Origin of the sequence: Pseudoalteromonas sp. Ld19 (assembly GCF_045064135.1) — a bacterium.
In the GTDB taxonomy this organism is placed as follows: domain Bacteria; phylum Pseudomonadota; class Gammaproteobacteria; order Enterobacterales; family Alteromonadaceae; genus Pseudoalteromonas; species Pseudoalteromonas aliena.
In genome coordinates, this window is sequence record NZ_JBISHA010000011.1 from 1 (window position 1) to 11740 (window position 11740).

Below are 11740 nucleotides of genomic sequence, written 5' to 3' on the forward strand. Positions count from 1 at the left end.
AAAATGCTTATGTAGAGCGGTTTAATCGAACGGTTAGGTATGACTGGCTAAGTCATTATATTTACAGTGATATTAGTGAGTTACAAGATAAAGCTACCGATTGGTTATGGACTTATAATAATGAACGCCCTAACATGGGCATAGGTGGGATAACACCCATACAAAAACTGGAAAAGTTAAACAACGGAAATTCTACAGATAGCCTCCATTAAAAATGGGGGGATTACCGGATGTCACGTTTAATTCGTTTAAACTTGAGATTAGCTCTTATCAAGGGTGTAGTGGTACAGGGGGAAGAGTAGGTTCCATGCCTATCAATATTGGCTATTGTTATGGAGGGCTTATAAAGGCTCATATAGCAAGAGCCTTTATAAACTGATAACTTATTTCTATAAAGTAGACTAATTTCTTACTGTATTGGAGGCATTTGAAGAGCTATAGCAAACGCCAGCTTTACACGCTTTAACACGATATTTCCTACTACCAGAGCCTAAGTTTGACCAAGAAATAGATGACGTCGTCGCTGAATATTTAAAGTCTGTCCATGTATTATTATATTGAATCGAAAGCATGTAGGACTCTGCACCAGGTACGTCATTCCAATTCACAGAAATAGTATTACCATTAACACTTGCTGTGGGTGTGCTTGGAGCAGGCAAAGCGCTATTATGAGGAGTTATAACTATATTCGATGATACTGAAGCTGAGTAACAGCTCCCTGCTTTACAGGCTTTCACACGAAACTGTCTACTACCTGGGTCTACGTTAGACCAAGAAATATACGATGAATTAGCCGAATATTTATAGTCAGTCCAAGCGTTATTATTAAATTTAATGGCTACCATGTATGAATCTGCGTTGGTCACATCATTCCAATCTACATAAACATTATTTCCGCTAACGCTCGCGGTTGGAGTATTAGGAGCTGGTAGGGGAACAGGAGCAGGTTCAGGGTTAGTGACAATATTTGAAATACCTGAAGGGCTATAACAGGTTCCAGATTTACATGCTTTGACACGAAACTGCCTGCTGCCAGGATTTAAGTTTGACCACGAAATAAATGATGATGAAGCGGAGTAGTTGTAATCAGTCCATGACCCGTTGTTGTGCTTTATTGCTAACTTATAAGAAGTAGCCCTTGGTACGTCAGACCAATCAACAGAAACAATATTGCCGTTTACTTTAGCGGTTGGTGTATTCGGGGTTGCTAAAGGTGTTTGTCTAAAGTTAGCTATGGTGTTGGCTCTTACATTTAGCACTCTGGCATTATTTTTTAGCTCTGCAGTTCCAGTGACTTCACCGTTGATCCGAACCAATGGAGTCGACCAGTGTAGGTTACGATTGCCACCAGTACCATTTGGGCAACGGTAGGCCATCACTGTTCTCCAAGTGTTTTCTGTAACATTACAGTACCCATGCCCATAAGAAAATGGAATCGAGTTATTATCTTGACTTATTATATGACGAGCTCCAAACAAGTGGCCAATTTCATGAGCAAAAGAATAGTAACCTGTTGCACAGCTCTCTCTTGCAAACGCTATTGCAGTATCTGCTGTCGCACCAATCTCAGTTGCTATACCACAGAAAGCATAATTATTTCCGGTTAAAACAATCATTAAGTCTGCGTGGTGCTCGTCTCGTAATCTACGTAACTCTTTAGATTCAGGATTAGATTTTTCAGCGAAATAATCTCTATCAGTAGAAAAATTCCCGCTGTCTTGGTAATTTGTTTGATACGAATGAGCAATGCTAACGCTGGTATTTACGCCACTATTTGCGAATGATGCATTGGTCTCTGTCTCTAATAAATCCATATAGGCAGGTATATTTCCAGCACTTGCTACAAAATCAGCGGTATAAGCAACAACAACAGTAAATTCACTAGCTGAATCGACTACAGATGTATCGTACTGTTCGTAATTTTTATTTAAAATATCATCACTGTAGTACTCTATGTAGCTGGGTGAGTGATCAATTAAATTTTCAGATGGGACCTTTATAACTAGTGTATTTCCCTGTGGTGTAGTTCTTAGTTTATAAAGCGTGCCTTGATAATATAGTGAGCCGGATATTTCACCGTTAACCTGAGAAATTGCAATGTTGTCATCCGAGTTTGTAGAAGAACCCAGAAACGAGGTCCTGTTCTGTTCTTTCGTTAGAATTTTATTGATTTTATAGCTAACTTTTTTGTCAAAAAAATCTACTGATATGTGTGATCCAGAACTAAGATGATCACTTATATTTTGGTTATAAATACCATTAAATATAATTTTTTCATTATTAGTAATAGTTTCTTGGTCGACATTATAAAAACTCGATGGTGCAGGTTTAGTGAAAAGTTCAAAATATTCATCAGCAACTACTTGGTTAGTTAAAGCAAGTAAAGAGACAGAGAAAATTGCCTTTTTTATTTTATTCATTTAAATACTCCTTTTAAAATAGAGGTACAAAAATAACACAACAATTTAAAATTACAATAATTTAAATTTATAGCAACACAAAGTTACAATAATTTAAAATACCTGCTTGAACAGGTAAGTAAGATTAGGATGTCAGCACCCCTAATTACTAGCAGTCACTCTAATTATTACAAAAAATATCAATTAAATCAGGGTTAATTTCCAGTTTGTAAACAATTAATCACAAAAATCTCTACAAATAGAATGAAAATCTAAATTAACAGTCCCATAACAATTTTTATAAAAGTGATAATAATGCAGAGGTTATTGAACCTGCTTTCTTTAAGGTTAAATACGGAACATAATGGTTTATACAGGCATGTACAAGTTGGCTTTATAAGCATAAACGAAAGTAAACACCTAAACTTCATAATATAGAAAAGCTTGATGTATTAAGAAAGTTAAGCCCTTTTAACCTCAAATAAGCTACTCAAATATATTCCAAAATACCCATAAACCAACGTTGAACCCTTTTTTGAAATCTGATATAAAAGCATTGCAATCAATTGACCTAAAATAGGAACTCAGATAAGGTGAATGCATCAATAAAAATAAATTTTAAACGAGTAATTCTACAATCTCGTTAAAGCTTAAACCAAGGTGACATAAATGAATTTAACTCCGGAAGGCGCTCGAGCTGCTCAACTAGGTGGGCCTGAAAAGTTACAACTTGCAGTTAGGCTTGTTCGAGGTGGAGAAGATATAAATCGATATGTAAGAGGGGTTTGTTATGATGCGGCCGCTTTTGTTAAATTCCTTTTAGGTAATAAACTGCTTCATGGTGGTGCGGGGATCTCAATTGCACAACTGTTAACTACTTCGGGGCAAGGATGGATTGCTAACTTGAACTCAGATGTACGCTGGAGCTATCGAGCTCATATACCTGCTGGCAGTGTTATTACATTTCGAAGGTTGATAGATAATCAAGTTTTTCATGCAGCTATAGCGGTAGGTATGACGTCAATTCGTGCTGTGAATGGGCTTAAACTGGGGGCTGGCTGGTCAGTACCAGCTAACTTAAGCACAGTATTAAGGTTGAGTCCTAACCACTCAGCCCGTTATGAAAATGTATTTTTGTACGATAACACGGATATTGTGGTTCAGATTCAAAGAAATCTTGCCTCTATTAGGTAGTTATAACTATATGGTTTTAAAAGTGATTGCAGTCAGTTGACTAAGCTGAGCGCTGGCTGTTTTCACTAAAGTTATTATTTAAGGCTGAATTAAAACGCATGCAACAGGCTAGTTTTCATGCTCGTTTATTGAGTTGTTACCTTGTTATTAATCACCTTTTTATTTTTACTAGATTAAAAGTTTTGCACCACGATTAACCCCTCAAGGCTGAGTGAATTTCAATTTTCAAAGGTCAGTACACCCTAATGTAATAATTATTAATATAACGATTTGAAAGAGTGACTATGATTATAAAAACAAAAATAGGTTTTGGTACTCTACTAAGTGCTTTATTTTTTACACCTGCTTTAGGTTTTGCAAAAACAGATGCGCCTACAACTCCTGAGCAGTGGCGCAGTATCACTAATAGTGATATAGAAGCTGCTTACAATATAACCGCACTAAACCACCCCGGTATGGTTGATGTTAATAATCCCGCGTTTCCAGCATTATTAAAAAAAGCAAAAGTAGAAGCGTTAGCATTATCTGTTGAAGCGAGCGGGCCGCAGGTTCATGTAGCTGCAATTGCGCGCTTTAACACTGTGTTACAAGATGGTCACGCGGGTGCGTTTTCAAGCGTAGAGCGACCAGCGCGCCGCTGGCCAGGTTTTAGTGCTGTATGGCGAGGCGATGCGCTAAAAGTGTATTACAGCGAAGCCAAAAATATTAGCAAAGGCGACGTTGTAAGCCAATGTGATGGGCAAAGCATTGAGACCTTAATGCGTAAGAGAATATTTAAGTTTAATGGCGAAGTGGCACAGCTAGGTCATTGGTGGCAGCAAGGTTGGCGGTTACTAACTGATGAGGGGAATCCATTTTTAATGCCCTTAAAAGAATGTGAATTTGTTAAAGCCAATGGCGAAACTTTTACACACGTGTTGAATTGGTCAGTAAGGCCTAAATCAGTAAGCAAACATTTACAAAATGCTGACAACGGTGATGAACTCCCCATTGATTTAACGTGGCCTGAAAAAAACATTGCTTGGATTGCTATGCCTAGTTTTTCGGTAAACGATAAACAAACTGCTGCCTACAATAAAGTGTTTGAAAAAATACAACAGCAGCGTAGCAAACTGCTTACTGCAAAAGCCGTGGTATTAGATTTACGCCATAACCAAGGTGGTTCATCTTACTGGAGCTTACAAGTAGCAAAAAGATTATGGGGTGAAAAAGTTGTAAATCACAATGCGGCTGGCTTGTCTCAAAATACGCAAGTGTGGTGGAGAGCATCAAAAGATAATACTGACTATGTGCAGTCGTTAATTGAGGTTGTGAAAGATCAGCCCGAAACGCATGCAGCTATCACAGCTGTTGCTAGCGGGATGACACAAGCGCTTAAAAACAATAAACCGTTTTATATTGAAGAAAAAGATAGTCAACCAGCGCTAGATCAAAACACATCCTTAACCAGCGACTTTAAAACCAAGGTGTTTGTTATAGTGCCACCGCAATGCGCGAGTGCCTGCTTAGATGCCATTGACGTGTTTAAACTATTTCCAAACACGCAATTATTTGGTGCACCAAGCAGTGCAGATTCTATGTATATGGAGGTGCGCTTAGCTGATTTACCCTCAGGTTTAGGCAAGGTGATTGTGCCTAACAAAGTGTACGTTAACAGAGCGCGAGGAGCCGGGGATTATTATAAATCCGATATCGCGTTCAGTGGTATTGATTGGACGACTGGTCTGTTACTTGAGGAGATTAAAAGTAACGAATAAACTGGTTTGTTTCTACTTTGTTACTATTAGCAGTAACAAAGTAGATAACCTGCATTGCATTTAAAAGCTGTATTGGTATATATCGCCTTGAATAGCTTTTAGGCGAACCCAGAATATGTGTTGCTGATCAGGTGCTATTGTATACTGATGAACGAAATTATCAGGCTTTGGCATAATCAAACTCTCTTTTTGTGTCTTGATGTCGAACGCCCAAATCCCCGTAGCTTCTCGGTAAAAGTATAAATTTTGGTTAATAAGTTGCCAGTTGAGCCAATTGATTCGATTAAAGTCTTTAATAACCAGTTCTTCATTTGATTCTGTTAACTTTTTACGCCATAAGCCATCTACGTTAAATTTTGAGTAATAGAGGAATTTGTCAACAATTCTGCCACTGTAGCCTCCATTTAAGGTTAATTGAGTGTGTTTGTCTGTACTTCGTTGATACAACCACAGTTGCCATTGCCCAGAATAGTTCCCGCTATAAATAATGTTATTATGTGCGTCGTAATTGGCAACATAGCTACTGCGGTTTTTAATAAATACTTTTTGATAGGTATTTTTATTTAAATCTAGTTCAAAAACATCGCCGTGCTTAGTAAATAAAATACGACTGCCATCATCAGACAGCTCGTAGCGGACAAACTGTAAGTCAAAGGGAAAATCGATATCAATTAATTGGGCTTTGTTGTTTTTAACTCTCCAAAAGTGATGGCTTTTGTAACGCGTAGATAAAAAAGTTTGGGTACCCGCCTGCATTCGGGGAAGAAGCTCTGTACGCGCACTTTGCTGCCACATATGTTGACTGTAGTTTAGAGTGTCATACTTTACAATTTCGCTTACGACATCAAGACTACTTACTAATAGCGAGGCATTCAGTTTGGCTGGAATAACCGCTAAAGAACTAATTGTAAAATCTAATTGCTTAATAAGTGTATATTGGCCGTTAGTCGTATCTAGTGAAAAAAGCCTATTGGTGTCGGCAATAATTAATGTATTACCATTTGGGTGCCATACTAAGTTTTTAAGGCGAAGGTTTACTGCGTGTTTGTTTAGTTGCTGCTCTTCAAGCTTTATAATTATTGTTGATTCGCTTTCGCTTATATAACGAATAATAGCGAGTTGGTTGTTATGATGATTGTAGGAAAAATCAAAATCACCTTTGGTATTATTCTTACTATTCGGGTTTGTAATCTGTTTTAATCTACTTGTGTTTACATTATAGCTATATACTTGATATGGATGAGATTTACTAAAACGCTTGTTGAAGTAAAAGGTGTTATTTTCTCCCCATACTAATGAAGTGGGAGGCTCATCGCATGGGAATAAAGATTGTTTTTGCTTTGTGAATACATAATAAATCGAAATTAAACACTGTTCATTATAGTGTGTTGCATAAACAATACGTTTCCCATCAGCGCTTATAGCTGCTAACGAGTTGGTGAGTATCTTGTTTTGAGCATGTGTTTTTGTATCGTATAAATAGATTGATTGACTATCATCCTTATCAAGATGATGAAATAAAATGAGCCCTCCAGATTGGGTTGTTGATAGCTTGTATTCTCTGCCTTGTAAACCGACCAATGGTGCACTAACAATTGATAATTGATTCGGTGTCGTTACGTTTTTAACTTTGGAGACGGTACTTAAAAGAGCAATCAATAGCAGGGCTATAGTAACTGCAATAATTGATGCTTTTTTGATATTGCGCACGGATTTTTTAAATAATTGCCTTTTAAACGCAACTTTTTGATCAACAGGTATTTTATCGTGCGAAATATCTGTGTTCGTCACAGTAGCAACTAACCGATACCCTTGAGTAGGCACTGTTTCAATAATCGTCTCATCAGTGAACGCAGAAAAATGGTTCCGCAATAAAGACACCGTACGGTTGATTGCACCTTCGCCAACAATACGGTTATTCCATACGTGGACTATGAGTTGATCTCGAGTGACAATTTTCCCATTAGCTGCTAGTAAAGCCGTTAATAAACTGAACACTTTTGGTTCAAGTTTTCTAGTTTGACTATCACTTTTTAATGTTCGTTGCTCTTCGTCAAAAATAACAGCCGAAATACGGACAGCCATAGGATTCTCTATGATATTGAAATTAAATCGGTTTTTTAAACATAACATAAATATAACAAAAACATAAGCGGCAACGATGGCCGTACTAAGTAAATACATGATTTGCTACTCACTCATATTTAATAAGAGTAAAAAAAATGCGTATTTATTTATATTTATTATTAAAAATAATGGCGGTTACATTATTATTAATGGGCTGTAATGGTACTGACAAAGGCTCACAACTGACGAGCACAGAACCCAGTAATTTAACAAAAATCAACTTAAATAACCGAAGCTATTATATTGCAATGCCAAGTAATAATTTTGATGTGAAAAAGTCTTATAAACTTTTACTGGCCTTTCATGGCTCTGGTCAGGGTGCAAAAAATATGCAAAGTATGGCTGCGTTTGAATCAGCATCAGAAAATTATATCGTCGTTTATCCACAATCAAAAGTTGAAGAATGGAATGAAGGATGCGACTGCAATAAACCTCATCGATTAGGTATTGATGATTTGGGGTTTGTTAAAAGTGTTGTGACTGATGTTAAAGCTAAATATAACATTATTGATGAAGAGCTTTTTGCGGTTGGGTTTTCTCAAGGCGGTTTATTTACACAAAACTTAATGTGTAATAGTGAGTTAAAGTTTACGGCTATCGCGTCAGTTGCCTCACCTATGTCTGAGCAATTGTCACAACGATGCGAGGTAAAAAATGACACCAACTACATGATGGTACATGGCAAAAATGATCAGACTTTACCTTTTGAGGGGAGGGCACATTCAAACTTTGGGTTAATTCCAAGTACACTTGCTATTGAATTAATAGCTAAAGCAAACGGCATAGATACGGATGTACAATTACAAACAAACCAAACAATCGCTAAATATCTATTTAAAAACGAGACCTATATTAACCAATTGGTGGCTATTGGAGGGGGTGGGCATAGCTGGACTTTTAATGACTTTAGCACCACGAATGAAGTAGTTAGCTTTTTTGATACAGTAAGTAGAACTAAACTCGATACCTATTCAAAATTATATCGTACTGATCAGCAACAAAAAAAAGATGTACACGTACGTAGCATGGGTCTTGAACATTCGGGGCCTGCGATTATTCTTTTATCAGGCTTTAATAAAAACTTTCATAGTGACAGTGCTTGGTTTTCATTACTGCAGCCATTGATAGCAAAAACTCATCGTGTACACGTCATAGAACGCTTTGGAAGTGGTTTTAGTAGCTCTGCTGAGCAACCATCGTATGCTTCCTTTGTGCCTGCATTAGATAAAACGTTGGGACTGCTTAATGAAAAGGATCTAATTATTGTTAGCTTTGCCAGTGCAAATATTTTGGCTCATTTATGGCAAAATTCACCTGATTCACAATTTGTAACTAGCCTTAACGGTATGGTGTGGATTGACCCTGATGTTTTGCTGCCACACTCTATTAGCTTGTATCAAGATTGGCCCGTATATTGGTATAGAGACGCGGGTGATACCTTAATCACACATATAGAAGAAGGTAATTGGACGCAAAGGACTCGAGATAAATTAACTGATGAGCGCACAACGGTTGAAACACTCATCCCATCACAGTATGAAGCAGAAATGGATTGGCTGTATTTTGATTTAATAAGTCAAAGCCGTACTCAAATTGATAAACAAGTAACTCGAGCAAGAGAGATCATGAATTATCATGATGATTTAAACCGTGTTATTAGTGCCGATATAGCCAAATCCATTCCAATCTCCGTTATAGATACTGATTTTGAATCGTATGATATTAAAAATGCAGAGCCAGAATACGTAGATGGTTTAGTCTTATGGCAACAAGAGGGCTCTTTATGGAGCCAACAAATTAGCGAGCAATCGGGAGGGCAATATATACCGCTGAGTAATAGCGATCATATGGCAGTTTTTCAGCACCCTGACGACATTTTAAAAGCAATAGCAAATATAAAAAGTAAATGAGCTGAACTCAGGATAATAAATCTATCTCGAGCAGCTATTATCAGCGCTAACTGCGTTGAATTTACTTGCAATAGGCCCGCTATTGACGCGTAAATACAGCCTTGCTATCACTGAAAATCTCTTAACCAGAGTTCAGGTTAAATAAATTAAAAACCAACTCTAATATCCTAAATAAGTGAGCTTATGCTCACTTATTTTTTAAATGGCATGATCAATAAGCCCCACAACGAGGCATTTTGCTTCTGGCTTGGGTATTCTTTTAAGCCAATATTTATATCTGCGTCGGTTTTTTTCGCTTTATCTGTGTAGCTACCAAATAATTTATCCCACCAAATTACACTAAAACCATAATTTGAGTTAGTTTCGCTAACCACTTGGCTATGGTGAATTCGATGCAATATTTGCGTCATTAAAATTAAACGCAGTGGTTTTTCAATGGCATTAGGTAGGCGTATATTTGCATGGTTAAATAATGCTAAACCATTAAGTGCTATTTCAAATATTAGTACCGCAATGGCAGGTACGCCAAGAGCAGTTATTGCAATGAGTTTTATAAGTATGCTCAGTACAATTTCTATAGGGTGGAAGCGCAGCCCTGTACTGGTATCTACGTGTGCATCGGCGTGATGTACACGGTGTAAGCGCCATAAAATAGGCACGTTATGGAATAACCTATGTTGCCAATAAATTAATATATCGAGTAAAAGTATGCTCAATATAATAATTAAACTGCTTGGTAGCGCTATGTGATTAAATAAGCCTATGCCGTGCTCTTGATTGTAAAGTGCTACAGCGGTTAGCCCAATGGGAACCACTAAGCGCGCAACAACTGATGAAGCAAACACTAACCCAAAGTTGGCAAACCAACGTGTACTGCTTTTTATTGGTGATTTGCGCGCTGGTTTTTGCGCTTCAAGCAGCATCATTATAACTAAAATGCTAAAAAAGAAGCCTAAGCGCCACCATACTTCATTAGTCATCTATTACCTCAGAATTTGAACTGCTAGGCACGTTTAAAGCTGCTTTGTTAGCATCGGCTTCTTGTTGCTTAAGTGTGTGATAACCGCCATGTATACGGGTAAAAATAGTTATGCCACACGCAATAGCAAAAATGCTCGCCATAACCGCAAAGTGCTGCGGCCAAATACAAAATGCAATAAATAGCGCTATTGTTTCAGTGCCTTCGGTTAAGCCGTTTAAGTAGTAAAAGCTTTTATATTTAAATTGCGGTTTTTCGAGTTTAAATTTTTCGGCGGCAATCGCAAAAGCTAAAAAGCTTGAGCCCGTACCAATAAAAGTAGCAAGTAATAACGATCCCGCTATCGCGTTTTGCTCAGGGTTTGCCAAAATAAAGCCAAGCGGAATAGCCGCGTAAAATAAAAAGTCGAGTGTGATATCTAAAAAGCCACCTGCGCTTGAACTTTGGTTTGCATAGCGTGCTAATGCGCCATCAAGTCCATCTAAAATTCGATTTAAAGCAATGGCAACTAATGCGCCGTACCACATTTCAAACGCCAGTAATGGCACGGCTAATAAGCCAACTAAAAAGCCTGCCACGGTTAGCTGATCGGCGGTTATGCCGCGTTTATGCATAAGCATAACCACAGGTGTTAACAGTGGCTTAATTACAGGGGTGATAAATTTGTCTAGCATATTTGTTGCCTTATGCGTTTAAAGCTATTCATTAAAGTCATGTATTAAAGTGCGCTACTTAACGTAATGAGTTTGCCATTTGCAGCGTCGGCATCGCTATGGTCGTGAGTAACCATAATTGCAGGTAGCTTATGATCGCGTATTTGGCTAAACACGAGTTCGCGTGTATCAACACGAAGTTGAGTGTCGAGTTTACTAAAGGGTTCGTCAAGTAAAATGGCTTTAGGTTCGCTCAGCAGCATACGTAATAATGCAACACGGGCTTGTTGCCCGCCCGATAAGTTATCTGGGTGACGATTACCCATGTCTTTAAGACCTACTTGCTCAAGCGCGTGTTCTATTTTTTCAAGGCGTTGTTTTTTATTACCTTTGGGCATTGCAAAGGCAATGTTACCAGCAACAGTTAAATGCGAAAACAACAAAGCGTCTTGATAAAGTACACCAATATGGCGTAAGTGTGGAGGTGTGTTATCGATATTTTGACCATTAAGCCACACCTCACCATTGGCCTTAAAACTACTTGGTAAAGTACCCGTAAGCCAATTTAATAAGCTTGATTTACCACTGCCGGATGGGCCCATAATAGTCAGGATCTCACCGCCATTTACTTGCTCGTTTAAGCTAAGTAACAGCTCATTTTGGCGATAAAGCTGACAATTTTTAATCTGTAACGATGACTGCATTAAAAAACCTTAACCCT

General features: G+C 37.9%; 9 protein-coding genes. 4 read left to right on the forward strand and 5 right to left on the reverse strand.

Annotated features, from left to right (window positions below; translation table 11 throughout):
- A partial coding sequence (locus tag ACJJVZ_RS01425) for an integrase core domain-containing protein (protein ID WP_405621564.1) occupies positions 1-212 on the forward strand: 212 nt, incomplete at its 5' end.
- Positions 213-401: 189 nt separating this feature from the next.
- On the opposite strand, the gene ACJJVZ_RS01430 is transcribed toward ACJJVZ_RS01425, so the two are convergent.
- Positions 402-2420: a M12 family metallo-peptidase gene (locus tag ACJJVZ_RS01430; RefSeq protein ID WP_405597499.1), complete on the reverse strand. Its 2019-nt coding sequence runs from the start codon at positions 2418-2420 to the stop codon at positions 402-404.
- 648 nt (positions 2421-3068) lie between these two features.
- Between ACJJVZ_RS01430 and ACJJVZ_RS01435 the strand changes: the two genes are divergently transcribed.
- Both ACJJVZ_RS01435 and ACJJVZ_RS01440 read left to right on the forward strand, forming a co-directional pair.
- Entirely contained in the window at positions 3069-3593 is a 525-nt protein-coding gene (locus tag ACJJVZ_RS01435) for a hypothetical protein (RefSeq protein WP_405597501.1), read from the forward strand.
- A 284-nt stretch (positions 3594-3877) separates the two neighbouring features.
- The gene (locus ACJJVZ_RS01440; RefSeq protein ID WP_405597503.1) at positions 3878-5350 is read left to right on the forward strand and encodes a S41 family peptidase; all 1473 of its coding nucleotides are present in this window, start codon (positions 3878-3880) and stop codon (positions 5348-5350) included.
- 60 nt (positions 5351-5410) lie between these two features.
- On the opposite strand, the gene ACJJVZ_RS01445 is transcribed toward ACJJVZ_RS01440, so the two are convergent.
- Positions 5411-7435 (reverse strand): winged helix-turn-helix domain-containing protein, encoded by a 2025-nt coding sequence (locus ACJJVZ_RS01445; protein WP_405597505.1) that lies wholly within the window; start codon positions 7433-7435, stop codon positions 5411-5413.
- 137 nt (positions 7436-7572) lie between these two features.
- On the opposite strand from ACJJVZ_RS01445, the gene ACJJVZ_RS01450 reads away from it, so the two are divergent.
- The gene (locus tag ACJJVZ_RS01450) at positions 7573-9387 is read left to right on the forward strand and encodes an alpha/beta hydrolase (RefSeq protein ID WP_405597507.1); all 1815 of its coding nucleotides are present in this window, start codon (positions 7573-7575) and stop codon (positions 9385-9387) included.
- 191 nt (positions 9388-9578) lie between these two features.
- Here the strand turns inward: ACJJVZ_RS01450 and ACJJVZ_RS01455 are convergent, their stop codons facing one another.
- Genes ACJJVZ_RS01455 through ACJJVZ_RS01465 form a run of 3 tightly spaced genes read right to left on the reverse strand, consistent with a single transcriptional unit; the run spans position 9579 to position 11723 of the window.
- Entirely contained in the window at positions 9579-10367 is a 789-nt protein-coding gene (locus ACJJVZ_RS01455) for a sterol desaturase family protein (RefSeq protein ID WP_405597509.1), read from the reverse strand.
- Positions 10360-11040 carry a CDP-alcohol phosphatidyltransferase family protein gene (locus ACJJVZ_RS01460; RefSeq protein ID WP_405597511.1) on the reverse strand — a complete coding sequence of 227 codons (681 nt, stop codon included), beginning with the start codon at positions 11038-11040 and terminating at the stop codon, positions 10360-10362. Before ACJJVZ_RS01460 ends, ACJJVZ_RS01455 begins: the two co-directional genes overlap by 8 nt.
- 44 nt (positions 11041-11084) lie before the next feature.
- The gene (locus ACJJVZ_RS01465) at positions 11085-11723 is read right to left on the reverse strand and encodes an ATP-binding cassette domain-containing protein (protein WP_008165767.1); all 639 of its coding nucleotides are present in this window, start codon (positions 11721-11723) and stop codon (positions 11085-11087) included.
- Positions 11724-11740 lie beyond the last annotated feature (17 nt).

What these genes read in the sequence shown, in the direction of transcription:
- ACJJVZ_RS01430 (WP_405597499.1), bottom strand. Translation starts at nt 2,420, where the DNA reads ATGAATAAAATAAAAAAGGCAATTTTCTCTGTCTCTTTACTTGCTTTA.
- ACJJVZ_RS01450 (WP_405597507.1), top strand. Translation starts at nt 7,573, where the DNA reads ATGCGTATTTATTTATATTTATTATTAAAAATAATGGCGGTTACATTA.
- ACJJVZ_RS01465 (WP_008165767.1), bottom strand. Translation starts at nt 11,723, where the DNA reads ATGCAGTCATCGTTACAGATTAAAAATTGTCAGCTTTATCGCCAAAAT.
- ACJJVZ_RS01445 (WP_405597505.1), bottom strand. Translation starts at nt 7,435, where the DNA reads ATGGCTGTCCGTATTTCGGCTGTTATTTTTGACGAAGAGCAACGAACA.
- ACJJVZ_RS01440 (WP_405597503.1), top strand. Translation starts at nt 3,878, where the DNA reads ATGATTATAAAAACAAAAATAGGTTTTGGTACTCTACTAAGTGCTTTA.
- ACJJVZ_RS01435 (WP_405597501.1), top strand. Translation starts at nt 3,069, where the DNA reads ATGAATTTAACTCCGGAAGGCGCTCGAGCTGCTCAACTAGGTGGGCCT.
- ACJJVZ_RS01455 (WP_405597509.1), bottom strand. Translation starts at nt 10,367, where the DNA reads ATGACTAATGAAGTATGGTGGCGCTTAGGCTTCTTTTTTAGCATTTTA.
- ACJJVZ_RS01460 (WP_405597511.1), bottom strand. Translation starts at nt 11,040, where the DNA reads ATGCTAGACAAATTTATCACCCCTGTAATTAAGCCACTGTTAACACCT.